The sequence below is a fragment of the Mesorhizobium sp. BR1-1-6 genome (genome assembly GCF_020165355.1).
In the GTDB taxonomy this organism is placed as follows: domain Bacteria; phylum Pseudomonadota; class Alphaproteobacteria; order Rhizobiales; family Rhizobiaceae; genus Mesorhizobium.
Map to the genome: position 1 here is coordinate 59,732 of NZ_JAIUHZ010000008.1, position 26,081 is coordinate 85,812.

25 protein-coding genes are annotated in these 26,081 nt (G+C 63.4%); 13 read left to right on the forward strand and 12 right to left on the reverse strand.

What is annotated here, in order from left to right:
- The first annotated feature begins 137 nt into the window (after positions 1-137).
- Entirely contained in the window at positions 138-1,343 is a 1,206-nt protein-coding gene (gene glcE, locus LB545_RS17305) for a glycolate oxidase subunit GlcE (RefSeq protein ID WP_140524797.1), read from the forward strand.
- Positions 1,344-1,354: 11 nt separating this feature from the next.
- A complete protein-coding gene (glcF, locus tag LB545_RS17310) occupies positions 1,355-2,680 on the forward strand; it encodes a glycolate oxidase subunit GlcF (protein ID WP_140566456.1) in 1,326 nt (441 codons plus the stop codon).
- 14 nt (positions 2,681-2,694) lie between these two features.
- Here glcF and LB545_RS17315 read toward each other — a convergent pair whose 3' ends face one another.
- Both LB545_RS17315 and LB545_RS17320 read right to left on the reverse strand, forming a co-directional pair.
- Positions 2,695-3,615: a bifunctional 5,10-methylenetetrahydrofolate dehydrogenase/5,10-methenyltetrahydrofolate cyclohydrolase gene (locus LB545_RS17315; RefSeq protein WP_140524795.1), complete on the reverse strand. Its 921-nt coding sequence runs from the start codon at positions 3,613-3,615 to the stop codon at positions 2,695-2,697.
- 252 nt (positions 3,616-3,867) lie between these two features.
- Positions 3,868-4,602, reverse strand: a complete 735-nt coding sequence (locus LB545_RS17320; RefSeq protein WP_140498365.1) for a L,D-transpeptidase — start codon at positions 4,600-4,602, stop codon at positions 3,868-3,870.
- Positions 4,603-4,816: 214 nt separating this feature from the next.
- On the opposite strand from LB545_RS17320, the gene LB545_RS17325 reads away from it, so the two are divergent.
- A complete protein-coding gene (locus LB545_RS17325; protein WP_140498364.1) occupies positions 4,817-5,455 on the forward strand; it encodes a DNA-3-methyladenine glycosylase I in 639 nt (212 codons plus the stop codon).
- Positions 5,456-5,457: 2 nt separating this feature from the next.
- Here LB545_RS17325 and LB545_RS17330 read toward each other — a convergent pair whose 3' ends face one another.
- Complete coding sequence (locus tag LB545_RS17330) at positions 5,458-5,703, reverse strand: hypothetical protein (RefSeq protein WP_140498363.1); 246 nt, start codon at positions 5,701-5,703, stop codon at positions 5,458-5,460.
- A 249-nt stretch (positions 5,704-5,952) separates the two neighbouring features.
- Here LB545_RS17330 and hisS point away from each other — a divergent pair, with 249 nt between their 5' ends.
- From hisS to LB545_RS17365, 7 genes are all read left to right on the forward strand, one after another.
- A complete protein-coding gene (gene hisS / locus LB545_RS17335; protein ID WP_140498362.1) occupies positions 5,953-7,455 on the forward strand; it encodes a histidine--tRNA ligase in 1,503 nt (500 codons plus the stop codon).
- 255 nt (positions 7,456-7,710) lie between these two features.
- Positions 7,711-8,832 (forward strand): ATP phosphoribosyltransferase regulatory subunit, encoded by a 1,122-nt coding sequence (locus tag LB545_RS17340; protein ID WP_140566465.1) that lies wholly within the window; start codon positions 7,711-7,713, stop codon positions 8,830-8,832.
- Positions 8,829-9,527, forward strand: a complete 699-nt coding sequence (hisG, locus tag LB545_RS17345) for an ATP phosphoribosyltransferase (RefSeq protein ID WP_140566468.1) — start codon at positions 8,829-8,831, stop codon at positions 9,525-9,527. Before LB545_RS17340 ends, hisG begins: the two co-directional genes overlap by 4 nt.
- A 246-nt stretch (positions 9,528-9,773) precedes the next feature.
- Positions 9,774-11,546 (forward strand): AMP-binding protein, encoded by a 1,773-nt coding sequence (locus LB545_RS17350; protein WP_140566471.1) that lies wholly within the window; start codon positions 9,774-9,776, stop codon positions 11,544-11,546.
- A gap of 432 nt (positions 11,547-11,978) precedes the next feature.
- Complete coding sequence (locus tag LB545_RS17355; RefSeq protein WP_224681817.1) at positions 11,979-12,794, forward strand: DUF427 domain-containing protein; 816 nt, start codon at positions 11,979-11,981, stop codon at positions 12,792-12,794.
- 29 nt (positions 12,795-12,823) lie between these two features.
- Entirely contained in the window at positions 12,824-14,587 is a 1,764-nt protein-coding gene (locus LB545_RS17360; RefSeq protein ID WP_140566477.1) for an MOSC and FAD-binding oxidoreductase domain-containing protein, read from the forward strand.
- Positions 14,588-14,608: 21 nt separating this feature from the next.
- Positions 14,609-15,064: a VOC family protein gene (locus LB545_RS17365; protein WP_140566480.1), complete on the forward strand. Its 456-nt coding sequence runs from the start codon at positions 14,609-14,611 to the stop codon at positions 15,062-15,064.
- Between the two features lie 55 nt (positions 15,065-15,119).
- Here the strand turns inward: LB545_RS17365 and LB545_RS17370 are convergent, their stop codons facing one another.
- The 5 genes from LB545_RS17370 to LB545_RS17390 form a co-directional block, all read right to left on the reverse strand.
- The gene (locus tag LB545_RS17370) at positions 15,120-15,410 is read right to left on the reverse strand and encodes a hypothetical protein (RefSeq protein ID WP_224705535.1); all 291 of its coding nucleotides are present in this window, start codon (positions 15,408-15,410) and stop codon (positions 15,120-15,122) included.
- Positions 15,407-15,676, reverse strand: coding sequence for a TMEM175 family protein (locus LB545_RS17375; protein WP_224705536.1), 270 nt, complete (start codon positions 15,674-15,676; stop codon positions 15,407-15,409). The genes LB545_RS17370 and LB545_RS17375 overlap by 4 nt, the downstream gene beginning before the upstream one ends.
- Positions 15,677-15,852: 176 nt before the next feature.
- Entirely contained in the window at positions 15,853-16,092 is a 240-nt protein-coding gene (locus tag LB545_RS17380) for a hypothetical protein (RefSeq protein WP_140672381.1), read from the reverse strand.
- A 136-nt stretch (positions 16,093-16,228) separates the two neighbouring features.
- Complete coding sequence (locus LB545_RS17385; protein WP_224705537.1) at positions 16,229-17,101, reverse strand: NmrA family NAD(P)-binding protein; 873 nt, start codon at positions 17,099-17,101, stop codon at positions 16,229-16,231.
- A gap of 45 nt (positions 17,102-17,146) precedes the next feature.
- Positions 17,147-17,569, reverse strand: coding sequence for a DoxX family protein (locus LB545_RS17390; protein ID WP_140524788.1), 423 nt, complete (start codon positions 17,567-17,569; stop codon positions 17,147-17,149).
- Between the two features lie 117 nt (positions 17,570-17,686).
- On the opposite strand from LB545_RS17390, the gene LB545_RS17395 reads away from it, so the two are divergent.
- On the forward strand, positions 17,687-18,592 hold the full coding sequence (locus tag LB545_RS17395) for a LysR family transcriptional regulator (protein ID WP_140498353.1): 906 nt from the start codon (positions 17,687-17,689) through the stop codon (positions 18,590-18,592).
- A gap of 195 nt (positions 18,593-18,787) precedes the next feature.
- Here the strand turns inward: LB545_RS17395 and LB545_RS17400 are convergent, their stop codons facing one another.
- The 3 genes from LB545_RS17400 to LB545_RS17410 all read right to left on the reverse strand — a co-directional run bounded on the left by LB545_RS17400 (position 18,788) and on the right by LB545_RS17410 (position 21,648).
- Entirely contained in the window at positions 18,788-19,705 is a 918-nt protein-coding gene (locus LB545_RS17400; protein ID WP_140498352.1) for an NADP-dependent oxidoreductase, read from the reverse strand.
- 154 nt (positions 19,706-19,859) lie between these two features.
- Positions 19,860-20,561: a nitroreductase family protein gene (locus LB545_RS17405; protein WP_224619148.1), complete on the reverse strand. Its 702-nt coding sequence runs from the start codon at positions 20,559-20,561 to the stop codon at positions 19,860-19,862.
- A gap of 130 nt (positions 20,562-20,691) precedes the next feature.
- Positions 20,692-21,648, reverse strand: coding sequence for an AraC family transcriptional regulator (locus tag LB545_RS17410; protein ID WP_140896265.1), 957 nt, complete (start codon positions 21,646-21,648; stop codon positions 20,692-20,694).
- 260 nt (positions 21,649-21,908) lie between these two features.
- Here LB545_RS17410 and LB545_RS17415 point away from each other — a divergent pair, with 260 nt between their 5' ends.
- A complete protein-coding gene (locus tag LB545_RS17415) occupies positions 21,909-22,862 on the forward strand; it encodes a DMT family transporter (RefSeq protein WP_224705538.1) in 954 nt (317 codons plus the stop codon).
- Positions 22,863-22,874: 12 nt separating this feature from the next.
- On the opposite strand, the gene LB545_RS17420 is transcribed toward LB545_RS17415, so the two are convergent.
- Positions 22,875-24,311 carry a PLP-dependent aminotransferase family protein gene (locus tag LB545_RS17420; protein ID WP_140665599.1) on the reverse strand — a complete coding sequence of 479 codons (1,437 nt, stop codon included), beginning with the start codon at positions 24,309-24,311 and terminating at the stop codon, positions 22,875-22,877.
- 599 nt (positions 24,312-24,910) lie between these two features.
- Here LB545_RS17420 and LB545_RS17425 point away from each other — a divergent pair.
- Positions 24,911-26,035: an acetylserotonin O-methyltransferase gene (locus LB545_RS17425; RefSeq protein WP_224705539.1), complete on the forward strand. Its 1,125-nt coding sequence runs from the start codon at positions 24,911-24,913 to the stop codon at positions 26,033-26,035.
- Positions 26,036-26,081 lie beyond the last annotated feature (46 nt).

Below are 26,081 nucleotides of genomic sequence, written 5' to 3' on the forward strand. Positions count from 1 at the left end.
CTTCGCCCTTCCGCCAACGCTGGAGATTGGCGAGACCCGGCGCGGCATCCAATCTCCACCCTTGAGGGGGAGATGTCCGGCAGGACAGAGGGGGGCGCGAAGGAACGCGGCATTCCCGCATATTGCGCATCGGCGCCATGACCACCTTCACTCCCATCACCCCTTCCGAAGTCCTCTCCACCGTCGCCTGGGCGGCGGCGGAAGGCTCGCCGCTCGAAATCCTCGGTCACGGCTCCAAGCGCGGCATCGGCCGTCCGCTGCAGACGGAGCACACGCTCGACCTGTCGAGGCTCGCCGGGGTCACGCTCTATGAACCAGCCGAACTGGTGCTGTCCGCAAAGGCCGGCACGCCGCTGGCCGAAATCGAGACGCTGCTGGCGCAAAACGGCCAGCAACTCGCTTTCGAGCCGATGGACTACGGCCCGCTGCTCGGCGGCGAGCCGGGCAAGGGCACGCTTGGTGGTGCGCTTGCAGCGAACCTCTCCGGCCCGCGCCGGCTGAAAGCGGGGGCGGCGCGCGATCACATCCTGGGCATCCATGTGGTTTCCGGGCGCGGCGAGGCCTTCAAATCCGGGGGCCGCGTGGTGAAGAACGTCACCGGTTATGACTTGTCCAAGCTGATGGCCAACAGTTGGGGCACGCTGGCCGTGTTCACCGACGTCACCTTCAAGGTGCTGCCGTCGGCCGAGACCGAGGTTACGCTCGCCATCCGCGGCCTGCTCGACGATGCGGCCGCCGCGGCCATGGCCCTGGCGCTCGGCTCCAGTGCTGAAGTATCGAGCGCCGCGCACCTTCCGGAGCGGATTGCCGCACGGGTTGCCGCAGGTGCGCTCGGCAATGATGCGGCCACGCTGCTTCGGGTGGAGGGTTTTGGCCCCTCCGTCGCCTATCGCATCGCCGCGCTGAAGGCGTTGCTCGGAAATGCCGGACCACTGGAGGAGATTTGCAGCGAAGCGTCAGCTGCCCTGTGGCGTGACGTGCGCGATTGCAGGCCTTTCGTGGACAACAACGACAAACCGCTCTGGCGCGTATCGATGGCGCCTGCCCAGGCGCACCAGATGGTTTTGACGCTGCGCATGCAGGCCGCCGTCAGCGCCTTCTATGACTGGCAGGGCGGACTGGTGTGGCTGCGCATGGAGGAGGGTGACCCGGAAGCGACGCTGCTGCGCGGACTTCTGAGAAAACATGGCGGCGGCCATGCGACATTGGTGCGCGCGGCTCCTTCGCACCGCGCCGCCCTGCCGGTGTTCGAGCCGCAGGCTCCCTCACTGGCAGCGCTCAGCCAGCGGCTGAAGCACGAATTCGACCCCAAGAACATCCTCAATCCCGGCCGCATGGCCTAGGACATCAAGAGATGCAGACCAATTTCTCGCCCGCACAGCTTGCCGACCCGCATGTCGCCGAGTCGGAAAAGATTCTGCGCAAATGCGTGCATTGCGGCTTCTGCACCGCCACCTGTCCAACCTATGTGACGCTGGGCAACGAGCTCGATTCACCGCGCGGGCGCATCTACCTGATCAAGGACATGCTGGAAAACGGCCGCCCGGCCGACAAAGAGATCGTCACCCATATCGATCGCTGCCTTTCCTGCCTCGCCTGCATGACCACCTGCCCGTCTGGCGTCAACTACATGCATCTGGTCGACCATGCCCGCGCCCATATCCAGCAGACCTATAGGCGGCCGCTGCTCGATCGCCTGACCCGCGCCATGCTGGCCTTCGTCCTGCCCTATCCCCCGCGTTTTCGCGCCGCGCTCAAATTGGCGAAACTGGGCAAGCCGTTCATCGGCCTGTTCGAGAAGATCCCGGCATTGAAGCCGCTTGGCGCAATGCTCAAGCTCGCGCCGGAATCGATCCCGGGAGCATCGCCGATGGCTTCGCCGGGCACCCATACCGGGCAGGGGGCGAAGAGGGGCCGCGTCGCCATCCTCACCGGTTGCGCGCAATCGGTGCTCGATCCCGCCATCAACGACACGACCATTTCACTGCTGACGCGGCTTGGCGTCGAGGTCGTGGTGCCGCCGGGCGAGGGCTGTTGCGGCGCGCTCGTCCATCACATGGGCCGCGAGCAAGCCGCCCTTGCTTCTGCAAGGCAAAATGTCGATGCCTGGACCCGCGCGATTGAACAAGGCGGGATCGATGCCATCATCATCACCGCGTCGGGCTGCGGCACGACCATCAAGGATTACGGTTTCATGCTGCGGCTTGATGCGGCCTACGCCGAAAAGGCTGCACGTGTCTCCGCGCTGGCCAAGGACATTACCGAATACCTGACCGCCATCGACCTGCCCGAACCGGTGCGCAAGCCGGGCACGGTCGTCGCCTATCATTCGGCCTGTTCGATGCAGCACGGCCAGAAGATCACCCGCCAGCCTAGGGAATTGCTGGCCAAAGCCGGTTTCATCGTTCGCGAGCCGCGCGAAGGGCATTTGTGCTGCGGTTCGGCCGGCACATACAACATTCTGCAGCCGGATATTTCGGCCAGGCTGCGCGACCGCAAGGTGAAAAACATCGAGGCTACCGGCGCTTCGGTCGTCGCCACCGGCAATATCGGCTGCATAACGCAGATCGCGTCTGCCGCGAAGCTGCCGGTGGTGCATACGATCAAGCTGCTCGACTGGGCCTATGGCGGGCCGAGGCCGGAAGGTGTCGCCGAACCCGGCCTGATCGCCGCTGAGTAGGGGCCGCCCCGGCGTTATTCGGCCGCCAGCCTGTCGATCGTGCCGTAGGTCGCCTCGTAGAGCGCGCGCTGGCGGCTGAGCGCCACCATCGTGTTGCGCAGCAGGATCGCAACGGTGATCGGGCCGACGCCGCCCGGCACCGGCGTGATCCAGGAGGCCACGTCCTTCACGCTGTCGGTGTCGACGTCGCCGACGATACGGGTGGAACCGTCCGGCAGCGTCTCGGAATTGATGCCGATATCGATGACGGCCGCACCCGGCTTTACCATGTCGGCCTTGATCAGGCGCGGCTTGCCGACGGCGACGAACAGCGCATCGGCGCGGCGCGCGTGCGCGGCGACCGAGCGCGTCATGTGGTGACAGACCGTGACCGTCGCGCCTTCGCTCATCAACAGGAAGGCGATCGGCTTGCCGACGATCTCGGAGTGGCCGACCATCACCACTTCCAGGCCCTTGAGGTCGAGGCCGGTTTCCTTGAGCAACTCGACCGAGGCGGCCGCCGTGCAGGGCGCCAGATCGAGCTGGTTGTAGACGATGTTGCCGATCGAGGCCGGATGCATGCCTTCGACGTCCTTCAGCGGATGCACCGCCGCCTGCAACGTCCTGATCGGGATATGTGCCGGCACCGGCCGCTGGATGATGATGCCGGTAACGCGCGGATCGGCGTTCAGGCCGTGGATCGCCGCTTCCAGTTCGCCCGCGGTGATGGTGGCGGGAAAGCGCCGTTCGTCGAAATCGATGTCCGCCAGCTCTGCCTTGGCGCGCTGGTTTCGTACATAGACATCCACCGCCGCCGTATCGCCGACGGTGATCGACACCAGTTTGGGCGGGAACCCTTCGGCCCTTGCGATCGCCGCATCCTCGCGCACGGAGGCGATGATGCGCCGGGCAACCGGGCCGCCCTTGAGATAGCGGCTGTCGTCGGACAGTGACATGATCGGACTCTTCTGACCTGAGCGTTGCCTTGCCATAGCAAAAGAACAGCGGCAATGGCAGCACGAATGCGAACCGTCATGCCTTTTGCGCGACGTGCGGGCGCGGCAGTGCTTCGTCCGAAACGGAAAGGGCAGCACGGTTTCCCGTGCCGCCCTTTCTGACCGGCCGCATCCCCATACGGCCCGTCCCCCGTTATTCCTTCCGATCCCGGGAAGCGCTGCGCTTCCGGATCGGGTGATTCGCAGCAACTATTATATCACCTCGACAGTGGTTCCGACATCGACCCGTTCATAAAGGTCGACGACATCCTCGTTGCGCATGCGGATGCAGCCCGACGACACGGCGCCGCCGATCGTCCAGGGCTGGTTGGTGCCGTGGATGCGATATTCCGTACTACCGAGATAGAGCGCGCGCGCGCCGAGCGGGTTCTCCATGCCCCCGGCCAGGTAGGTTGGCAGGTAACGCCCCTTGGCGGCCTCGCGCTTGATCATCGCGGCCGGCGGGCGCCAGTCCGGCCAGACCCGCTTGTTGGTGATCTTGTGCGTGCCCGACCATTCGAAGCCCGGCTTGCCGGTGCCGACGCCATAGCGCCGCGCCTTGCCGTTCTTTTCGACCAGATAGAGGAAGTTCTGGGTCGTATCGATGACGATGGTGCCCGGCTTCTGGGAGCCGTCATAGGCGACTTCCTGCGGCAGGTAGATCGGATTGATCTGCGGGCGCGCGACCATGCGCTTGGCCGGGGCCTGCACGGCCGCCGTTTGCACGCGGTCGGGCTGCGCATAACGCGGGCGCGGCTGCTGCGCGACCTGCCGGTTCTGCCGCACGATCCCCGGCGCTTGGCCAAGCTGCAGCACCCAGGGGGCGGAAAGGTCGGGGCTCACCATCACCGGCGGTCTGTCGGCATAGCGGTCTCCGGCCGTGGAAGGTGTGACGCCTGCGGCAAACGCAGCCACGGCGCCGAGCACGGAAAACAAAACTCTCTTCATCGGGAAAGCACCTTGATCGTCTGACAAACCGGGTGGAAACCACCTCCCGGTTCAGCGATCATTGGCGCGGGAACAGCAACCGAAACATGAATCGGAATGTGTAAAATGCGGAACTGTCGGTAAACCTTTTGGTGTGGTTACCGCCGCGTTCAGGAATCTGGTAAAGCCAAGGTAAAGCAGCGCAACCAGCGCGTTAACGAATGGAATTCTCGCCATGGACAAGGAAAGAACCGGCCTTCTCGCCGGACCCGACGGTGTCGCGCGCTGCTTCTGGCACGGCAATCTGCCCGACTACCTGCATTACCATGACCATGAATGGGGCCGCCCGGTGGCGGACGACCGCCGGCTGTTCGAGAAGATCTGTCTCGAAGGCTTCCAGTCGGGCCTGTCCTGGCTGACCATCCTGCGCAAGCGCGAGAATTTTCGCGCCGCTTTCGCCGGATTCGATTTCGACAAAGTCGCCGCCTTCACCGACAAGGACGTCGAGCGCCTGCTCGGCGATGCCGGCATCATCCGCCATCGCGGCAAGATCGTCTCGACCATCAACAACGCCAAACGCGCCCGCGAAATGGCCGATGAATTCGGCTCGCTCGCTGCCTGGTTCTGGAAGTTCGAACCCGGCAGGGAGGAACGGCCGCAGGTGGTCGACCTCGCCCATCTGCGCGCCAATCCGACCACGGCGGTCTCGATCCGCATTTCCAAGGATCTGAAGAAGCGCGGCTGGACCTTCGTCGGCCCGACCACGGTCTACGCCTTCATGCAGGCGATGGGCCTGGTCAACGATCATCTCGAGGGGTGTGTGTGCCGCAAAGAGGTCGAGAAAGAACGGAAGGCTTTCAAACGGCCGAAATAGCCTCAGGCGCCGTTGGCACTTCCCAGGAACAGGTCGGCGACGATCGCGACCACGGTGGCGACGGTTGGATAGATCACCAGCAGGCCGGTCACCAATGCGTCGCGCAGGGAAGGTCCGGTATCGGCGTGTACCTCGAACGGTCCGGCCGGCTGGCCGATCATGCTGGGAGCTTGGACATCTGCGGCGCGCAGGCGTGCCGGCATGTCGCCCGCATCCCTGTTGTCGTGAAATTCCACCGCGCTCATCATGTCCCGAACCCCTCCATTGCGGTGCGCTGTATCGGCCTCGATTATGTCGGCACGATGCCGCGCCGATGGCGGGATTGTTTCATTTTCGGTGCGTTTTTGTTTCGGCGAACGCCCGCGTGCCTTCTCGCATGCATGGAGACAGCGCCTGCCACCGGCCTTGCCCGGTAGGACCTGTTCGGTTAGGACACGCCCGTTGCGAAAATCGCAACGCTGTTGAGTTTTCAGCAACACGGAACACCGGGCGAATCCATGGCCGACAAATCGGAAAAGACGAAAGCGCGGCTGCCGCGCGGTTTTGCCGACCGCAGCGCCGAAGATATCCGCGCCGTCGAGAAGATGATGGCGACCATCCGCTCGGTCTACGAACTCTACGGTTTCGAACCCGCCGACCAGCCGCTGATCGAATACACCGATGCGCTCGGAAAATTCCTGCCCGACCAGGACCGGCCGAACGAAGGCGTGTTCTCCTTCCAGGACGATGACGACCAGTGGCTGTCGCTGCGCTACGACCTGACCGCGCCGACGGCGCGTTTCGTCGCCGAGAATTTCGAGCGCCTGCCAAAACCCTATCGCAGCTACCGTTCCGGCTGGGTGTTCCGCAACGAGAAGCCCGGTCCCGGCCGCTTCCGCCAGTTCATGCAGTTCGACGCCGACACGATCGGCACGCCGGGCGTCGCGGCCGACGCCGAGATGGCGATGATGATGGCCGATGTGATGGAAGCGCTCGGCATCAAGCGCGGCGACTACGTCATCCGCGTCAACAACCGCAAGGTGCTGGACGGCGTGCTCGAGGCGATCGGCCTCGGAGGTGAAGGGAATACGAGTCGTCGGCTGACCGTGCTGCGGGCGATCGACAAGCTGGACAAGCTCGGGCCGGAAGGCGTGCGGCTTCTCTTGGGACCAGGGCGCTGGGACGGCGGCAAGGAAGGCGAGGGCGACTTCGCCAAAGGCGCCGGGCTGAATGATACGCAAGCCGAGGCGGTTCTTCAGGCGACCGCTCGAAATGCGCAGGCCGGCCAGGATGCCAGCGTCAGTGGGAACGCCGTCTACCAGGAGGGCGTTGGCGAGCTCGCGACCATCGAGGCCCTGGTCAGGGCGGCGGGATACGGCGAAGATCGCGTCGCTATGGACCGCTCCGTCGTCCGCGGCCTCGAATATTACACCGGCCCGGTCTTCGAAGCCGAGCTCTTGGCCGAGATTCCCAACGAGGATGGCCAGATCGTGCGCTTCGGTTCGGTCGGCGGCGGCGGGCGCTATGACGGGCTGGTGTCGCGCTTCCGCGGCGAGCCGGTGCCTGCGACCGGCTTCTCCATCGGCGTTTCCAGGCTGATGACGGCGCTGAAGAACCTCGGCAAGCTCGACAGCGCCGATGTGATCGCGCCGGTCGTCGTGCTGGTGATGGACAGGGATACCGAAAGCCTCGGCCGCTACCAGAAGATGGTGGGCGAGCTGCGTGCCGCCGGCATCCGCTCCGAAATGTATCTCGGCGGCGCCGGCATGAAGGCGCAGCTCAAATATGCCGACCGTCGCGGCTGCCCGGTCGCGATCATCCAGGGCGGCGACGAGCGCGCCAAGGGCGAATTGCAGATCAAGGACCTGATCGAAGGCGCGCGCCTGTCGGCCGAGATCACCGATAACGCCGAATGGCGTGCCGCCCGCCCGGCGCAGGTCACGGTGGCGGAAAGCGAGCTGGTGGCGCAGGTGAGAAAGATCCTGGCGGCGCAGGCTGAGGAGAGGGCGCGTGGCAAATAGAGGCCGCGTTCTACGGCGCCCCCCTCTGTCCTGCCGGACATCTCCCCCTCAAGGGGGGAGATCGGCTGTCACCATGGCTTTCGCCAATTTTCAGGATTCCAAGAAGGGCACCAGCTGCGAAGCAGCCAATCTCCCCCCTAGAGGGGGAGATGCCCGGCAGGGCAGAGGGGGGCGCCGTAGAGCACCAGCCTTGACCTGGATCATTGGCGTCTCCGGTTTGGGACCAGAGGGTCGTACAGCGCTGAGGTTTGCAAATTGACCTCCCGCTATCCCGCCATCGCGGCCGACATCGCCGGCCTCTTCGCGACCCGCGACACGCATGCGGTGGAGGTCGCCGTGCTGCAGCCGGCCGATCCGTTTCTCGATATGGCCGGCGAGGATTTGCGCCGCCGCATTTTCCTGACCGAAAGCGAGACCGGGCAGACGCTCTGCCTGCGGCCGGAATTCACCATTCCCGTCTGCCTCGATCATATCGCCAGCCAGGCCGGTACGCCGCGTCGCTACTCCTATCTGGGCGAAGTGTTCCGCCAGCGCCGCGAAGGCGGCAACGAGTTCTTCCAGGCCGGCATCGAGGATCTCGGCGACCGCGACACGGCCGCTGCCGATGCCCGTTCGGTGGCCGACGCGCATGCACTGCTGTCGCTGGCGCTGCCGGGCCAGCCGCTCTCGATCACGCTCGGCGACCAGGCCATCTTCGAGGCGGTGCTGGCGGCTCTCGGCCTGCCGCGCGGCTGGCGCATGCGGCTCGCCCGCGCCTTCGGCTCGGCGACGATGCTGGAGGCAGCCCTTGCCGATCTCGCCAATCCGCCGCGCAACAGCCAGCTCTCCGGCCCGGTCGCGGCACTCGTGCTCGACGGCGATCTGGACGGTCTCTCCGCGCATATAGCCGGCGGCATGGAACAGGCCGGCCTGTCGGCTTCGGCCGGACGCGCGCCGGCCGATATCGCGCGGCGGCTGATCGAAAAGGCCGAGCTGCGCAGCGTGCGGCTGTCCAACGAAGCCTTCGCGGCGCTGAAGACCTTTCTGGCGATCGACGTGCCGCTCGACGGCGCGGCCCAGGCGCTCGAGAGTTTTGCCGGTGCCGCCGGGCTATCGCTCGGGGCCGCGCTGGAAAAATTCGCGGCGCGCGCCAAGGCCGTCGAGGCGAACGGCCTGCCGGCGCAAAAGATCCGCTATGACGCCGCCTTCGGCCGCCCGCTCGATTATTACACCGGCCTCGTCTTCGAGATCGCGGCGCAAGATGGTGAAAGGCCGCTGGCCGGCGGCGGCCGCTACGACCGGCTGCTGACGCTGCTCGGCGCCAAGACGCCGATCCCCGGCGTCGGCTTCTCGGTCTGGCTCGACCGCATCGAGGCATTGCGGGAGCACGCGCCATGATCACGCTGGCGATCCCGTCCAAGGGCCGGTTGAAGGAGCAGGCGCTGGAGGTGCTGGCGAAAGCCGGCCTCGCCATCAGCCTGCCCGGTGACGAGCGCAAATATCACGCCCGCGTCGAAGGCATGGACAATGTCGAGGTCGTTTTCCTGTCCGCCTCCGAAATATCGGGCGAGATCGGGCAAGGTGCCGTCGATCTCGGCATCACCGGCGAGGACCTCGTGCGCGAGAACCTCGCCGACTGGGAGGCGCGCGCCGAAATCGTCGCCCGTCTCGGCTTCGGCCATGCCGATGTCGTGGTGGCCGTGCCCGACATCTGGCTCGACGTCGAGACCATGGCCGACCTCGATGATGTCGCCGCCGATTTCCGCCAGCGTCACGGAAGGCGGCTCAGGATCGCCACCAAATACTGGCGGCTGACCCAGCAATTCTTCTCGCAGAAGCACGGTATCCAGGTCTATCGCATCGTCGAGAGCCTGGGCGCCACCGAGGGCGCGCCGGCGGCCGGCCTTGCCGATGTCATCGTCGACATCACCACCACCGGCTCGACGCTGCGCGCCAACCATCTCAAGGTGCTGGTCGACGGCGTCGTGCTGCGGTCGAAGGCGTGTCTTGTCGCATCGCGAAAGACGCGTTCCACGGCCGACGAGACGATGCTGCGCGACATAGCGGCCAGCATGGCCTCGGTGAAGGGATAGCTGGCGGCGGACAAATTTTGTTCTTGCTTTGTGCCGGCCACTATGCTACAAATACCGCTATGGTGATGATTTGCGCCCCCCGCCCTTCGAGGCGGGGTTTTTCGTTCTGCGCCATTCTCACGACCCTGCCATTCTTATGACCGTGGAAGGCGGCGCGGTCCGCCTTCGAAGCTTGGCCCTACCTTCGGCGGGATTTCCACCGTCCCGGCAGGCTGATAGGCTCGGATGTTCTGGGAGGAGAGAGCGATGCCGGTCAATCTCGACGAGCTGAAGAACGCCACCAGTTTGCGCGGACGCGGGGCGCGCGCCGGCAGCGTCTTTGTCGCGCCCGTCGACGGCAAGGCGCACGTCTCGGGCGAGCGTGGCGTGCCGCTGCTCAACAAGACCATTCCCGCACTGTTCTCCGACACGGCCGGCAAATACGGCACGCTCGATGCCGCCGTCTTCGTCGGCCAGGACAAGCGCTTCACCTGGAGCGAGCTGTCCGACACGGTGGATGCGCTGGCCGCCGGTTTCCTGGCGCTGGGCCTCGAAAAGGGAGATCGCGTCGGCATCTGGTCGCCCAACCGCTGGGAATGGCTGGTGACGCAATTCGCCACCGCCCGCATCGGCCTGATCCTGGTCAACATCAACCCGGCCTACCGGCTCACCGAGCTGGACTATGCGCTGAACAAGGTCGGCTGCAAGGCTCTGGTCACCGCGGCCAGCTTCAAGACCTCGGATTATCTCGGCATGATCGAGACGCTGGCGCCGGAGATCGCGACGGCCACGCCCGGCAAGCTCAGGGCACAGAAACTGCCGGCGCTCCGGATCGTCATCCGCATGGGCGAGGAGAACTCGCCCGGCATGTTCAATTTCGCCGATGTGCTGGCGATGGCGGGGCGCGACGAGCATGACAGCCTCGACCGCATCTCCGAAGGGCTGAAGCCGGAGGACGCCATCAACATCCAGTTCACCAGCGGAACCACGGGCGCGCCCAAGGGCGCGACGCTGACCCACAACAACATCCTCAACAACGGCAATTTCGTCACCTCGGCCATCAGGTTGACGGTCGACGACCGGCTTTGCATTCCCGTGCCGCTCTACCATTGTTTCGGCATGTCGATGGGTACGATGGGCTGCGTCACCAAGGGCGCGACCATGGTCTTTCCCGGCGAGGGCTTCGATGCCGGCGCGACACTGAACGCCGTGGCGCAGGAACGCTGCACCGGCCTCTACGGCGTGCCGACCATGTTCGTCGGCCTGCTCGACCATCCCGATTTCGCCGCCTTCGACCTGTCCAGCCTGCGCACCGGCATCATGGCCGGCTCGCCATGCCCGATCGAGGTGATGAAGAAGGTGGTGTCGCTGATGCATATGTCCGAAGTGACCATCGCCTACGGCATGACCGAGACCAGCCCGGTCTCCTTCCAGAGCAGCGTCGACGACCCCTTGGAAAAACGCGTCTCGACTGTCGGGCGCGTTCATCCCCATGTCGAGGTCAAGGCCGTCGATGCCGATGGCGCAACCGTTGCCGTCGGTGCGCCGGGCGAACTCTGCACACGCGGCTATTCCGTGATGAAGGGCTATTGGGACGACGAGGACAAGACCCGCGAGGCGATCGATGCGGACGGCTGGATGCATACGGGCGACCTCGCCACGATCGATGCCGAGGGCTATTGCAACATCGTCGGCCGGGTTAAGGACATGGTCATCCGCGGCGGGGAGAACGTCTATCCGCGCGAGGTCGAGGAGTTCCTCTATCGACACCCCAAGGTGAGGGAGGTGCAGGTGTTCGGCGTTCCCGACGCCAAATATGGCGAGGAGCTCTGCGCCTGGATTGTGCTTAAGCCCGGCCAGATCGCCACCGAACAGGAGATCAAGGCCTTCTGCGCCGGCCAGATCGCCCACTACAAGGTCCCGCGCCACATCCGCTTCCGCACGGAATTGCCGATGACGGTGACCGGCAAGCCGCAGAAATTCCTGATGCGCCAGGCGATGGTCGAGGAACTGGGGCTGGTGACGCAGAAGACTGCGTGAGGCGAGCGCGGGGCAGGAAGGTGCGGTTGCCGAGACGAGTGTGAATGTCGCATTTCGGGGCCGAAAGCGGACTGGCAGGTTATAGGCAATACGCCTGCCAAAGTGGACAATCGCTGGGGTGGTTGAATAGCCGATTGCTGCTGCGCCGCGCCGATTTGATCGACCCATATAGCGTGCGAACGGCCGTCCCTCAGCCGGCTTGCAGTCGCCTAGCCGTCTTCCGCGAAGTGGGTGCGAATTTCCGAGCGCGCGAGCCGCTCTGGAAGTTTGCGATCGGTGGTGGAACCAATTTCTCGGACTTACGTTGCAAATAGCTATTTGCGGCTCTGCCGCGATATCGGGAACTGAGCAGTGGGACTGTCTTGGCAACAAGGTCCTCTCTCGACGGGAGCCATCGGTCGGTTTCTCGTCCCCGAAGCGTTGCCCAAAAGAATGTTATATGTGGAACGGCTGCGCCGGCGCATGCGCGTATTGTTTGGCGGGGTTTGGGTTGCCGAAAGCGAGGACGTTCTCCTACTGTTTGAACCCGCCCGCTACCCGGTAGCTTATTTTCCGGAGTCCGACATTTCAGCACATGTGTTGGAGCGGACAGAGCAGATCACCCAACATCCTGATCTTGGGTCTACTTCATGGTACACTGTCCGGGTAGGCGAGCAACACGTGGCCGCCAGAGGAGCGTGGCAACACACGAACCTCCCTGCCCATGCAACAGAACTCCAGGGACGATTGGCGTTCGCATGGCGCGCCATGGATGCCTTCTATGAAGAAGACGAACGAATCCTGGGTCATGCTGCCGACCCATACCATCGCATAGATATTCGACAGAGTTCTCGTCACCTCGTGGTCCGCTACAACGACCGCGTCGTTGCGGATACCAGGCATCCATTGGGCCTGTACGAATCCGGGTTCGCTCCACGCTGGTATGTCCCTCGTGATGACATCCACGAGTCCTCCCTCACAGCGGTAAAGCTTCAGACGTTCTGTCCCTACAAAGGGCTCTGCAGCTATTATTCTATTGGCGACGCTCGTCAGGCGGCATGGTCCTACACCGACGCCTATCCCGAAGTCCGCCGCATTGCCAACCTTGTGTCGTTTGAGCCGGACATAGTTTCGGTCTTCCTCGACGACGTTCAGCTTCATCTCGAGCCTGGCCAGACGGTCGTCCCTCACGGTCCTGATCGAAATCTCGATGTGGCCGAGTTGGAGCGGGCACCTGGTGGAGGCCCCGAAATGATTGCCGGGGGCTAGCTACCGGTCGCGATTAAACGGAGCGGAGCATGGCGCGACTATTGTCCGTGAACGTGGGGCTTCCGCGCAACATCTCTTGGAATGACCGCACAGTATACACCGGCATTTTCAAAAACCCGGTAGCCGGACGTTGTCGCGTTGGCCGATTGAATTTGGACGGCGACGGTCAGGGCGACCTCGCTGGGCACGGGGGCGAGCAGCGGGCCGTCTTCGTCTATCAAATCGCATCATATCGCTACTGGCAGAAGCACCTGAACAGAACCGACTTCGTCTATGGTCAGTTCGGCGAAAACTTCACGGTCGAGGGCTTGCCAGACGATGCAGTTTGCATCGGAGATCGATTTCGTATTGGAGGCGCGCTTTTCGAGGTCACTCAACCTCGCGTCACATGCTACCGGGTTGGCATCCGCATGGACGAGCCCCGAATGCCGGCATTGCTGACTTCCAGCGGCCGGCCAGGATTCTACTTCCGAGTTCTGCAAGAAGGCGAGGTAGGAGCGGGCGACGAAATCCTCAAGGTGGGCGAAGCGAATGAACGGGTAACCGTCGCTGAGCTGAATGCACTGCTTTATTCACCGGAACATCCCCGCGTCGAATTGGAGCGCGCGGCGCGGATCAAAGCGCTTTCGCCAGGATGGCGGGGTTCTTTTGAGGCTTTGCTGCGCAGCCAATCGACCGGCGTAGAGAGCGGCAATGCCGGGCTCGCTCCGCCAGCCGCGTTACACCCTGCTGCTCCCGGATTTCAGCCGCTCGCGGTGGCTGATCTAGAGCAGGAGTCCGTGGACGTCGTCTCTCTGTCGATGCGGCATCCCGATGGAAAGCCGCTCCCGCCCGCTCTACCTGGTCAATATATCGTGCTGCGCCTTCGCCCGACCCGTTCCAGTGCTGCGCTATTTCGCAGCTACTCGCTCTCGGGCCCACTCTCGGAAGAGCGCTACAGAATCAGCGTCAAGATCGAACCGCACGGGACGGCCGGCCTTTTTCTGCGGGATCATGTGCGGATAGGCGATCTTGTCGACGTAAGCTCGCCGCGCGGAAGCTTTATATTGCAGCCTGGGCAGAGCCCCGTGGTACTGCTCAGCGCAGGCATCGGCGCGACACCTCTTCTGGCAATACTATACGCGCTGGCGGCAGCCCGGGACACGCGGCAGGTCCTCTGGCTATACGCGGCTCGCGACAGACGGCACCATCCTTTTGCAGCCGAAGTCCGCCGTCTGATGGCCAGTCTCCCCCATGGTCGCAGTTATGTCTGCTATAGCAGGCCAGACCCGGTCGACAGACTCGGCGTCGATTTTGATGCAACCGGCCACCTATCACCATTGGTCTTCAATAGTGTCAGTATCCCGCAGGACGCGGACGTCTATCTCTGCGGACCTGTCGACTTCATGGCAGACATGAAAGAGGCGCTAGCCGCATCGGGCGTCGCCCCGGATCGCGTTCGTATCGAGATCTTCAACGGGAGCGAGCCGCTGAACCCCGGTGTTGTTGCCAGCGAGCGGCGCGCGCCACATCTGCCGGAAGGCGACACCGATGCCGGTCCGCTGGTCTCCTTCGCTCGAAGTGGTGTAGCCGCCCATTGGAACCCTTCAGTGTACCGGAGCATTCTGGAGCTGGCAGAGGCCTGTGACGTTCCCTCCCGGTGGTCATGCCGAACCGGTGTTTGTCACAACTGCGAAAGTGGGTTGATATCAGGCGCGATCGCCTATGAGCCTGAACCGCTTGAAAGGCCGGCCGACGGCAACCTTCTCATTTGCTGCTCGCAACCGACCCGTGATCTAGTCATCGATTTGTAAGCTAATCGAAGGGGACGGACTATGAAGTCTGGCACAGCCGCGTTCGGAATATTATCGCTTGAGGTTGTCACACTGCCGATAAGCGATATCGATCGTGCGCTCCGGTTTTATGTGGACCGGGTCGGCTTTGCGCTCGATGTCGACTATGCGCCGAACACCACCTTCCGTGTGGTCCAGCTCACGCCGCCTGGCTCCCACTGCTCAATACAATTCGGCAAAGGCGTTACGGACGCGCCCGCAGGGTCGCTTCGCAACATCTATCTTGTCGTTACGGATATTGAGACTGCGCGAAGCCGGTTGCTCGAACGCGGAGTCGCAGTCAGCGAACTCAAGCACAAGGCTCCGATCGACGGCTGGGGTGGGGCGTTCGCCCCAGGTTTCGACCCCAACCACCGAGACTATGCCAGCTTCGCGGGCTTCTCGGATCCAGATGGCAACACTTGGGTGCTGCAGGAACGGGGACACCCTGATGTGTGATGCGCGAGCAGCGCTGTGAAATCGCAAAAACGCTGCGGAGTTAGGCCTACTTTTGTCAGTTTCGCCGCGTTTCAGCCATTGGCGGTTCGGGATTCAAATAGCCGAGCAGACAGCAGATGCAGAGACCCAAGCCCACAAGGGGGTACTTCAGCGCAATCATTGCAGCCACGCCGAAGAGGGCCAAGGTCGTAAAGGATCGGACGCGCATGAGCCTGCGTACTTTGGGCGAAATCTTGACGCTGCTTCGCCGATCGAGCAACTCCCAGATCAGCCCGATGTAGGTTGCATTCACCAGAGAGAAGGCGGATGCGTAAAAGGCTACGGGCTGCGGCTCGAGTTCGCTCACCGCCATCCAAGCAGTGGATAGCGGAGCAGTGAGATCGAAAACAAATGCGCGAAATTGAACCACATGAAGTGCGGTGTCGTCTCGCGAGCGTAGCGCATGAGGTAGTGGTGATTGGCCCAGACGATGGCGATGAAGATGTAACTCACAGCGTAACTCAGCCACGTCGGCCACAGGGATAGCAACGCAACGAAAGTCGGCTGACCGGGTGGTCTCAACTCCAGCACCAGCACGGTGATGAGAACGGCGAATACGCCATCAGAGAACATGCTCAGTCGTTTCTAGAGTCGCAGGGCAAGATATTTGCGTCAATTGGCTGTCGACTTACCTATCTCGGCTCGGAGTTCCGGCATTCAGGGTCTTGCGAGATAGCGTCTTCCCGTGCCACTCAAACCAAGCGCCAATCGGGAAGGCAATGAAGATCGATGATCCGCTCGGATCCGGCTCACATCTCTGCCGCCATGAACGCAGACGAAAACGACCACTTTCGGGAACGTTTGAAAGTTTGCTGAATGGCGGGAAAGAGGCGCATAGCAGCCGTCCAACAAACGCGCATTCGCCTTGCGCCGACCTCAAGCTTGAAGGGCACCGCCTCAGCCCCCCACTCCTTCACCGCCCCCTCATAGAGGGGGCTCGACGAAGAATGATAGAGCACCGGCAGCGGATCGATCAGCGCGCCTGCCATTCATAGACGTTCGGGCGCTCGGTAAGCGCGCCAACCGGCACGTCTTGTTTTCGCCTGCCACATCCGCTTCCGAGGCGCTCGCTCCGCGCACTTCCCGCGCCGCGTCTAACGCGGGAAGTCTCCGTCTCTCCCGGACTTACGCCTTGGCGGCGTTCTGTGCAGCCTCGAACACATCGCGTGCGGACGTCGTACCGGCTACGTGCTCCGTACTCGCGACGCCGAGGTCCATCCATCCCGCGTTGACGGCCTCGAACATTTCTTGGGCAGGTCCGGAGTGGCCTTTCGGGATGCCGAATTGCTCGAAGGCTTCCGCCCACCCTGCACGCGGGATTGCAAAGGCTTTCACGTCGCGATTGAGGACCTCACCCAGCTGCCCCGCGACGTCATCGGCGGTGACCATCGAACCAACCTCGATGACGCGCTGGCCCGACCACGCCGGCCCGGTCAAAAGGGTTGCGACCTCCGCGCCTATGTCGTTTGTCGCGACCATGGTCGATTTCCGGTTTGTCGGATTGTAGTAGACCGGTAGCGTTCCGCCTTCGGCGACCTGCAAGCCGTAGAGGAAGTTTTCGAAGAACCCGCCGGCGCGCACAAATGCGATTGGCGATTTCAGGTCGCGAAGACCTTGCTCCAGAAGCGACAGGGCCGTGATCACCCCGTGCCCGCTGGTTCGGTTCGCGCCCATCGACGAAAGCGCAACCACTCGCGGCGGCGCTGCCTTGGTGAGCGCCTCGACATAGTTTGCAATCATGCCCTTTGCTTCTTTGTAATCGGGCGAGGGCGCCCAGACAGGGGGCAACATGACGAACGCGCCTTCGACGCCTCCGAGCGCTTGCTCGATGGCTGCCGGATCATTCCAATCGCCCTCCACCAGCTCCACGCCCTTGTTCGCCCAGTTGGCAGCCTTCTCGCGATTGCGGACGAGCGCGCGTACATCCTTGCGGTGCGCCAACAGATGTTCTGCCGTTGCGCCGCCAACTTTTCCCGTGATTCCCATGACTAGAAACATGTGTTTTCTCCTGATGTCGGGGGACAGGGCACTGCCCCGGTTGGTTCAATGGATGAGTGGTAGAATGGCCCGGACTCGGGGATCGCGCAGATAGAGGCCGCCCCACGCCAGCGCGCCCAGAAGCAGGGAAATGATCTCCGGCGGCGATCCCAACTCACCAATGCGGACGTGGGCGCAGATGGCGCCGCCCAAAAAGCCCGTTACCAGGATCGCGCCGAGGACGGCGGTGGCCGGAATGGCGTAGAGGATGGCGCAGGCGAGTATGATCGGGCCCATGACACGGGTCAGGTCCATCGCGAACCCGGTTTCCTGCAACATGCCCGCGATCTGTGCCGGCGCGAAAAGCTGAATGGTGCCGTCTGCCACCAGAGCGATAACGACAAACGCGCTCATGATCCGGCCGGCCCACAGGGCGCGATGCAAGGTCACGGTTTCGGCTGCCTGACGCGGGTTCATGGTTTCGGACACTTGTCGTTCTCCGATGGGGAGATCCCATATCCGAAACTTACTGTGCCTCCTGAGTGTGATAAACACCGAGAAAATGAACCAACTGTTCTCTTTATAAAAAACAATAGAGGTACGAAAATGCAGAATCTCGAGCACGTCCTCATTTTCATAACGGTAGCGGAAATGGGCAGCTTCACCCGCGCGGCCGATAGCCTGGGCATCCAGAAGGGGAGGGCCTCGACGGCGGTCCGGAAGCTGGAAGAAGACGTCGGTGCCAGGCTCCTGCACCGCACCACGCGCAGCGTGCGCCTGACGGAGGACGGGCGCGCGTTTCATGCCCGTGCCCGCGATCTGCTGGCTGAAGTCGATGATCTGCACTCGATGTTCGCCGGCGATCGCGTGGCGCTTCGCGGGCGCTTACGGGTCGATCTTCCGACCGAAGTGGCGCGCACGACGATCGTGCCGGCCTTGCCGGAGTTCATGGCGGCTCACCCCGAGTTGGAGCTGGAGGTGTCGAGTACCGACCGGCAAGTCGATCTGGTTCAAGAGGGGTTTGACTGCGTCTTGCGACTTGGTCCCATCGGAGACGAGACGCTGATTGCCCGCCCGCTGGGCCTGTTGCGCATGGTCAACGCCGCCAGTCCCGCTTATCTGGCGCGCTATGGCGTCCCTCGGTCGCTGGACGACCTCCAGCGCCAGGAACATCGGACAATTCATTTTTCGACGATGCTGGGCGCGAGACCGCATGGATGGGAATATCCGGACGGCGACGGCTACTCGACGCGTCAGTTGCCAGGCGCGCTACACGTCAACAGCGCGCAGACCTACGACGCTGCCGCCGTCGCCGGCCTTGGCCTGATTCAAGCGCCGCTTCTGGGGATTGGCCAATACTTGAAGAGTGGAGCGCTGGTGGAGATCATGCCCGATTTGCGTCGCCGGGCGATCCCCGTGTCCTTCGTCGTAGCACATCGCAGCAATCTGTCGCGCCGCGTCCGCGCATTCATGAAATGGATCGAAGATGTACTGGCGCCGTATCTCGAATAGCGGGACGAACATCTTCGTCCCGCCTCGAAATCAACATTCTGGGTATGTCTGCCGGTCGGCGGCCCGGCGGGCCAACAGAATGCGACACCGAAACCGGCGGGGCCGACATGAGATATCGCTGCTCGCAACCTATCCGGGGCCGCCCGTCTGGACGAAATCGGGGAGAGAGGAACCGTCCCTCTCTCCCCCAAGACCTCACGGGCGAACGCGGATGACCGTTTTCCCCGCGCGTCGCTCGGTCGAGTTGAAGGCGGCGATCGCCTCGTCGAGAGGAGCGACTTTGCCGATGTTCGTCCGCAGCCGTCCGTTCCGCACCCGCTGGACGATCTCGCTCAGCTGGGCACGATCGGCTTCGACGACGAAGTCGACCGCCAGGCCATCCACGGGCCTCGCCTCGGCCGGGCCGACGACAGTCACCATCGTGCCTCCGGCTCGGATCAGCGCCGCGGACCGCTTCTGGATGTCGCCGCCGATGACATCGAACACCAGATCGACGCCGCGCACGTCTTCGAGGGCGTCGTTCTCGAGGTCGACGAATTCGTTTGCGCCGAAGTCGAGCGCCTTCTGGCGGTCGGCAGAGCGTCCGGTGCCAATGACGTAGGCGCCGGCCTCTCGTGCGAGCTGCGTCACCATCGACCCGACGGCGCCGGCCGCGCCATGCGCAAGGACGCTCTGCCCCGCCTGAAGACGGCCGTGCTGAAACAGTCCCTGCCACGCGGTCAGGCCCGAGATCGGCAGGCTAGCGCCCACCGTGAAGTCGACATCGCCCGGCAATGGCGCGAGGTTGCGGGCCTCGATAGCGATATACTCCGCCAGGGTGCCGTCGCGATACCAGTCGGCGAGGCCGAACACCCGCTGGCCCACCGACAGTCCCGTCGTACCGTAGCCCAGGGCGGTGACCACCCCGGCCAGCTCGTGCCCGGGGATCGATGGCGTCCGGTCGCCGTCGACGCGATCGGTCCAGGTCGAGGGCCACGTCAGCTCGGTCGGGACGAACCCCGACGCATGGATCTCGACGACGACATCGTTTATCGCCGCCTGCGGCTCGGGCCGCTGCACCACCTTCATCCCGGCCGTTCCTGCAGCCTGGTCCGTCACTACGATCGCTTTCATGGGAATTGTCTCCTCAGACATTTGTTGGTTCGGGGTAATTTACGGGCGTGGAAGGTCTTCGATCTCTCACGCAATCAGCCATTGGCGCGGCGCCTTCCACGAGAGCGGCAGTTCTTGCCATCCTTGTCTCCGTAAGATCTGGAGTTGCTGGGGATTATGCAAAGTCCAGGACATCGGCCACCGGCATGCGCGGCTTCTGCGGCCAGTTGCCGGCTCGCTCCGGGCCGACGGTCAGCAGCATCACCGGCACTTCGTCTTCGGCCAGGCCGAACTCGCGGTGCACGGCCTCGGCGTCGAAACCGATCATCGGCGTCGAACCCAGGCCCAGCGACCGGGCCGTGTAGATGATCGCCGCGGTGCCAAAGGTCGCGGAACGTACCGCCTCGTCGCGCTGGCGCCGCGGCTGATCGTCATACAAACCGCGAGCGGGGATCTCCCATTCCGGCACCAGGTGCGCCGGCATGATGCCGGCCTCCACCACGGGCGCCAGGCGGGCTGGGACGGTGCTGGCATCGGCCAGCCTGCCGATGATGATGAAGGTCACGGCCGCATCGGTGATCGCCGGCTGATTCCAGGCGATCGGGCGCAGCCGTGCCTTGGCTTCCGGCGAGCGTACGGCGATGAAGCGCCAGTTCTGCAGGTGGAAGGAGGTTGGCGCGGACGTGCCGATACGCACCAGGTCGCGGATTTGGTCGTCGCTCAGGGTGGCAGCGGGATCGTAGTACTTGGCGGCGCTGCGGCTTAGGATCGTTTCGATGACGGCATTCGTCGCGAAAGCGTTTTCGCTCTTCCCGGTTTGCGCGAAGATCTGGGCGGCTACGCGGGTTGCGGGTCCCGTGGTGGCGAGGCAGTTCATTGGATGGCTCCCTTATCAAGTGATTGCGGAGCCTAATCTACGGGGAAGAGTGATTATTTCGAGGCTGAATTAGCTCAATGTGATGCGCGAAAGGATCAAATTGCGCTTTCTCGATTCCGGACCGCGCGTCTTACTCGCCCTTGTGCGCCCGTCGCCGCCACTCCCCCGGCGTCATCCCCGTCCTTTCGGCGAAAACACGCCGGAACGCCGAAACGGATTGATACCCGACGGTCTCGGCCACGGCCTCGGTGCTGATCGCCGGCTTCTTCAACTCGTTGGCGGCCAGGCTCATGCGGAGATCGGTCAACAAATCGAGCGCGGAGCGACCCAGCTTGTCCTGGAACTGGCGCATGAACGTAGCGCGCGACATCCCGCACAATTCGGCCAGATCGGGCAGTTTCCAGGGCCGTGCCGCATCGGCGAACATCGCGGAAATGGCTGGAGCAAGCCGGGGATTGCCGGCCAGGGCCAACAAGCCTTCGGGGGCTTTCCCGGATTGGCTCGCCGCGCGCAGTACCAGTGTGAACAGGGCCGAAGAAAGCGCGTTGAGAATGGCGCGTCCTCCGGCTCTGTCTCCGGCGGACTCCATTCGCATCAGCGTCACCAGGCCGGCCAGTTGGCTGGAGGCGGAGCCGATGCCGTTTTCTTCATCGCCGTCCTTGGACCGCGCCACCAGATCCGCAGGCAGGTAGTTGCGGACCAGCCGATCATGGGGTGGTGCGATAAAAAATCGCCCACACAGCAGATCCAGTTGCTCGCCCTGGCCATCATTCTCGCTCAGCATCCATCCGGCAGCCCCCCGCCGTTGCTGGGTAGGGATTGGTATTTGCCCGCTGCCGTCGTGCAGCACATGCGCCGCGCCGTGAGGCAGCAGCACAATATCTCCACTCACCAGCTCCCTTGCTGCTCTCGTGTCCGGATCCTCCAAAATGGCCCGGCCCCTGACGATGACATGGTAGGGAATTTCGTTTGCGGCAGCCTTGCTCCAGGCAATGCGCCACGGCGCACCGTAGGCGCAGCGGACCTCGAGCTGGCCGGTAACGGTGATGATTTGCAAGAGATGGCTGAGCCAGTCCACTTCAGACATTGGACCTCGAAAACCGGAGATGGTGAAACATCTTATCGCAATTGTGCACTGGTTCTATCTGTCGCTCACATTTCCAAACCCGGCTACGCTCGCGCCTGGATCGCGAGCGAGCCACCGAGCGCCGCACGATCGGAACAGGGGCCTGTATCAGGCGCCGCGGCCAAGTGCAGTTTCTTTCGCCTTTCAAAACGGATGCACGACCCAACCGCGCAGGCTATATTGTCGCATCGGGCCGACGTCATCGAAGGGGAGGGCATGACATGCAGGCAATGCCGATAGCGCACCACGTCGCGCAACCCAAGGTCGTGCCCTCCGTGACCGGCTATCCGGCCGCCGTCCTGTGCTGGCTGCTTTCGGCTGGCGTCTATATCGCGGCCAAATGGGTGGCGCCTGAAATGCCGCCCTGGGGCCTCTGCTTCTGGCGGCTGACGCTTGCCTGCGCCATCCTGCTGCCGATCGTGCACCGTCATCACGACGCGATGATCGGACTGTTGCGAACGCGCGTCGTGGAGGTCGTCGCGGTGGGGGCGATCGGCCTCAGCCTGTGCCAAGGTATGATCTACCATGGCCTCAACGACACCGACGCCACCACGGCCGGCATCATCATGGCGCTGTCGCCTGTCATGACGATGGTGCTCGCCCGTTTCGTGCTTGGCGAGCCGCTCGGGCTGTGGAAGTCGCTAGGCGCGCTGGTTGCGCTCGCCGGGATGATTTTCATCGTTGCCCACGGCAACCTGACGGCGCTGCTGCAACTCAAGTTCAACGCCGGCGAGCTGTGGATCGTCGGCAGCGCGTTCTGCTGGGGCCTGTACACCGTGCTTTTGCGTCGTGCCAAATTCGGCATCGAACTCCTGCCGATGGTCGTGCTGCTGCTCGGCGCTGGTGCGCTGGTCGCCTTGCCGTTCCATGTGTGGGAATTGTTCAACGACGAACGCTCCGCCATGGACGTCCACAGCATTCTCGCGCTCGCCTATCTGGCAGGTCCGGGCGGCGCCTTGATGTACTATCTCTACAACAAAAGCGTGGAAACGCTCGGCGCGAGCCGAGCGAGCATGCTGCTCTACCTGCAGACGGTGTTCGTCGCTGTGTTAGCCTATCTGCTGCTCGGCGAGGGCTTGCACGATTACGATCTGGTCGGCGCGGCCTTCATCGTCACCGGCATCGTACTCGCCACCGTGGTCAAACCCAGGCCAGCTCAACCACGCGTGGCGTAGATAAATCGAAGGTCAGGACGGTTCACTGTCGAAACAGGCGCGCAGCAAATGCAACCCTTCTTCGATGCGGGGCGTCGGAATGGCGCCATACCCCAGCATGATGCCGGCTCGCGGTATGGCGTTCACGGCGAACCGTGACAGGATCTGGACGGCGACGCTCCGATCGGCTGCGCGGCGCGCGACCTCGGCGATCTGGTCCGCCGACATTTTCCGGGCAAGAGCGGTGAGATGGAGCCCCGTTGTCGATGGGATGAGTTCGAGATGATCGGCAAAATCATTGGCGATGGCGTTCGCGATGATCTGGTGCCGTTCCCGGTAGATTGCGTTCACCCGACGGATGTGACGCGCAAAGGCGCCCTCATCGATGAAGCGCGCGAGCGCTGCTTGCGCCGGGGTCGATGAATGCCAGTCGCTGACGAATTTCGCTTTGTGCACGGCCGCTCGCAGCGATGGCGGCGTCAATATGAAGCCCAGCCGAAGCGTCGGCAGCATTGTCTTCGAGAAGGAGCCGACGTAGATGACCCGGCCTTTTGCGTCGAGCGTCTGCAACGGCTCGAGGGGACGGCCCCCGAAACGGAACTCGCTGTCGTAGTCGTCTTCGATGATGGCCGCGTTATTTCGCTCGGCCCAGGCCAGCAGCGCCTGCCGGCGCGGCAGCGTCATCGTCACCGAAAGCGGAAATTGATGAGACGGCGTGACATACACGGCTCGGACTCCGCGCGGTAGCGCATCAACGACCAGGCCCTGGCAATCCACCGGTACACCGACCACACGAATACCCAAGGCCTTGAACAAATGCCTCGGAGGACCGTAGCCCGGATCTTCAATGGCAATTGCATCGCCCGGTGCCAGCAGGACGCGGGCCAGGACATCCAGTGCCTGCTGCGTACCGTTTGTGACAATGATGTCGTCCGCAGCCGCCCCGATCCCTCGGGAGATGCCTATGTGCCTGGCGATTGCGACCCTGAGATCGTGATGTCCGGCGGGATGCTCGTAAGTGCCGGCGGTCGCTTCGCCCGAACGCAGCGCCCAAACCACCGACCGCCGCCACGCCCCGTGCGGAAACAGCGAAGCATCGCAAAACCCGGCGTGAAAGTCGAACCGAACCGGCTCGAATGCGGGTGGTGGGGCTATCGCCTCCCAGATCTGGCGTGGCTGGAGCACGCCGGTAGATCGGCGTCCGGTCTTTTCTCGCCCGGCCGGCACGACCAATTCGCTGATGAACGTCCCAGACCCCTGCCGGGATGTCACGAACCCTTCCGCGGCGAGCCGTTCATAAACCACGGTCACGGTGGCACGCGACACGGCAAGCGTCCGCGCCAGTTCGCGGCCAGGCGGCAGAGGGTCGCCGGGCCGCAGCCGTCGATCCAGAACGGCGCGCCGTATCTGACGATAAATCTCGCCGCTGAGATTCTTGCGCCCGACCAGGCTTATGTGAAAGGTGGTCATTGTTCAGCAACTGGAATTGGTCTGACGCAGGCACTGGAATTCAGCCTGCCACCAGTCCTCCTGCGTCCTGCCGGCTTAGCGGCAGCGCCTTGCAAGTGTCGTCATGCCAATTGGAATTGGACTGGCCAAGAATCCATGAATTGGCACTTCTATCGGTCCTCTAGCCTCCTTACCATTGCTTCGGCGGCAAGGGAAGAAGCGGATGGCTGGCTATGGGAGGCTGAAATGCCTCGAGCGGAGACTCGAATCCATCACCCGTCGAGCGTGCGACTACCTTGGTCTGTGCCGAAAACCACAGTCGCGGCCCTCAAGACTTGGCAATTATCCGTCTCAAGAGGTCGGGCAATCGCGGATTTGTCCCCCGAGCTGTTGAGGGACATTCGGGTCCATGCCATCGATCTGCCGGACCACGGGGCCGATCCTACGCCGGTCGCCAGGGCTGACCCTATTGCGCCCCATCGGCGCGGCCTTGCGAGCACAAGGCCGCCGCCGCGTGCTGGTGGACCATTCGATCGGCGGCATTTTCGAAACCCGCGCCGTCGAGATCACCGCGCGGCTCGGAAGCTGCGGACCAATCGTCAACATTTGGGGAGAGTGCCATGCCCAACCATCAGCGCTCTGCTACGCGCACGACAACGCTTGCCCACCAGCCCGGTTCGATCCCGGGCGAGACAGGGCTGCGCGCGGCCGACCGACCAATCGTCACCAAGCAAGAGCTTCCTTCCGCTGTCCCACTGATGGCGCTTTCGACCGGTTTCTGGGCCTTCAAGACTCTGGCCGCCGCGCACGAGTTGGACCTCTTCAGCCGCCTTGCGAGCGGCGCCGCCATCACGGTTGCCGGTTTGGCGGAAGCGCTCGGCCTGCATCAACGACCGGCCGAGATGCTGTTGACCGGCTGCGCTGCACTTGGGCTCCTGGAGAAAACGGACGGCCGCTATCGCAACACGCCCTTAAGCGAAACTTATCTCGTGAAGGGTAAGCCGTATTACTTCGGCGGCTTCGTGCAGATGGCCGACAAGCGACTCTATGCGGGCTGGGGAAGGCTTGCAGAGGCGCTGCGCACGAACCGGCCAACCACATGGGATCCGGCAGTGCAATCCTCGATGTTCGAGGGCGAGGATCCTACGATGCTGGCGCTTTTCTGGGAGGCGATGCGTTCGCTTTCCACGATGACCGCGCGCAAGCTCGGCGAAGCCGTGGATCTCAGTCATTTCCGCCGCCTCCTGGACATCGGCGGCGGATCGGGCGCGTACGACATCGAGCTTTGCAAACAATATGGGGCGCTGCGTGCGACCGTGTTCGACTTGCCGCATGTCGCCGCGATCGCCGCGGGAAAGATCGCCGAGGCCGGCTTGACCGACCGCATCGAGACCGCGGACGGCAATTTCTTCGAACAGCTTCCCGGGGATCACGACGTGCATCTCCTGTCGATGATCATGCACGATTGGGACGAGGCGAAGAACCGCGCCCTGCTGCGCCGATCCTTCGAGGCTTTGCCAAGCGGCGGCGCGGTCGTCATCAGCGAGCTTCTCGTCAATGATGAAAAGACCGGCCCGGCGCCGGCCGCGCTGATGAGCCTCAACATGCTGATCGAGACGGAAGGACGAAACTACACCCCGGCCGAGTATTCGGCGTGGCTCGAGGAAGCCGGATTCAGGCACGTCGAGACGGTCTGGTTCGATGCTCCCGCCGCGAACGGCGCCGTGATCGGCCGCAAACCGTAAGGCGCAACGTAGAGCGGATCAGGTGCGCCGCAATCGGCTGGCCGGG

What these genes read in the sequence shown, in the direction of transcription:
- glcE (WP_140524797.1), top strand. Translation starts at nt 138, where the DNA reads ATGACCACCTTCACTCCCATCACCCCTTCCGAAGTCCTCTCCACCGTC.
- glcF (WP_140566456.1), top strand. Translation starts at nt 1,355, where the DNA reads ATGCAGACCAATTTCTCGCCCGCACAGCTTGCCGACCCGCATGTCGCC.
- LB545_RS17315 (WP_140524795.1), bottom strand. Translation starts at nt 3,615, where the DNA reads ATGTCACTGTCCGACGACAGCCGCTATCTCAAGGGCGGCCCGGTTGCC.
- LB545_RS17320 (WP_140498365.1), bottom strand. Translation starts at nt 4,602, where the DNA reads ATGAAGAGAGTTTTGTTTTCCGTGCTCGGCGCCGTGGCTGCGTTTGCC.
- LB545_RS17325 (WP_140498364.1), top strand. Translation starts at nt 4,817, where the DNA reads ATGGACAAGGAAAGAACCGGCCTTCTCGCCGGACCCGACGGTGTCGCG.
- LB545_RS17330 (WP_140498363.1), bottom strand. Translation starts at nt 5,703, where the DNA reads ATGATGAGCGCGGTGGAATTTCACGACAACAGGGATGCGGGCGACATG.
- hisS (WP_140498362.1), top strand. Translation starts at nt 5,953, where the DNA reads ATGGCCGACAAATCGGAAAAGACGAAAGCGCGGCTGCCGCGCGGTTTT.
- hisG (WP_140566468.1), top strand. Translation starts at nt 8,829, where the DNA reads ATGATCACGCTGGCGATCCCGTCCAAGGGCCGGTTGAAGGAGCAGGCG.
- LB545_RS17350 (WP_140566471.1), top strand. Translation starts at nt 9,774, where the DNA reads ATGCCGGTCAATCTCGACGAGCTGAAGAACGCCACCAGTTTGCGCGGA.
- LB545_RS17355 (WP_224681817.1), top strand. Translation starts at nt 11,979, where the DNA reads ATGTTATATGTGGAACGGCTGCGCCGGCGCATGCGCGTATTGTTTGGC.
- LB545_RS17360 (WP_140566477.1), top strand. Translation starts at nt 12,824, where the DNA reads ATGGCGCGACTATTGTCCGTGAACGTGGGGCTTCCGCGCAACATCTCT.
- LB545_RS17365 (WP_140566480.1), top strand. Translation starts at nt 14,609, where the DNA reads ATGAAGTCTGGCACAGCCGCGTTCGGAATATTATCGCTTGAGGTTGTC.
- LB545_RS17375 (WP_224705536.1), bottom strand. Translation starts at nt 15,676, where the DNA reads ATGTTCTCTGATGGCGTATTCGCCGTTCTCATCACCGTGCTGGTGCTG.
- LB545_RS17380 (WP_140672381.1), bottom strand. Translation starts at nt 16,092, where the DNA reads ATGGCAGGCGCGCTGATCGATCCGCTGCCGGTGCTCTATCATTCTTCG.
- LB545_RS17385 (WP_224705537.1), bottom strand. Translation starts at nt 17,101, where the DNA reads ATGTTTCTAGTCATGGGAATCACGGGAAAAGTTGGCGGCGCAACGGCA.
- LB545_RS17395 (WP_140498353.1), top strand. Translation starts at nt 17,687, where the DNA reads ATGCAGAATCTCGAGCACGTCCTCATTTTCATAACGGTAGCGGAAATG.
- LB545_RS17400 (WP_140498352.1), bottom strand. Translation starts at nt 19,705, where the DNA reads ATGAAAGCGATCGTAGTGACGGACCAGGCTGCAGGAACGGCCGGGATG.
- LB545_RS17405 (WP_224619148.1), bottom strand. Translation starts at nt 20,561, where the DNA reads ATGAACTGCCTCGCCACCACGGGACCCGCAACCCGCGTAGCCGCCCAG.
- LB545_RS17410 (WP_140896265.1), bottom strand. Translation starts at nt 21,648, where the DNA reads ATGTCTGAAGTGGACTGGCTCAGCCATCTCTTGCAAATCATCACCGTT.
- LB545_RS17415 (WP_224705538.1), top strand. Translation starts at nt 21,909, where the DNA reads ATGCAGGCAATGCCGATAGCGCACCACGTCGCGCAACCCAAGGTCGTG.
- LB545_RS17420 (WP_140665599.1), bottom strand. Translation starts at nt 24,311, where the DNA reads ATGACCACCTTTCACATAAGCCTGGTCGGGCGCAAGAATCTCAGCGGC.
- LB545_RS17425 (WP_224705539.1), top strand. Translation starts at nt 24,911, where the DNA reads ATGCCCAACCATCAGCGCTCTGCTACGCGCACGACAACGCTTGCCCAC.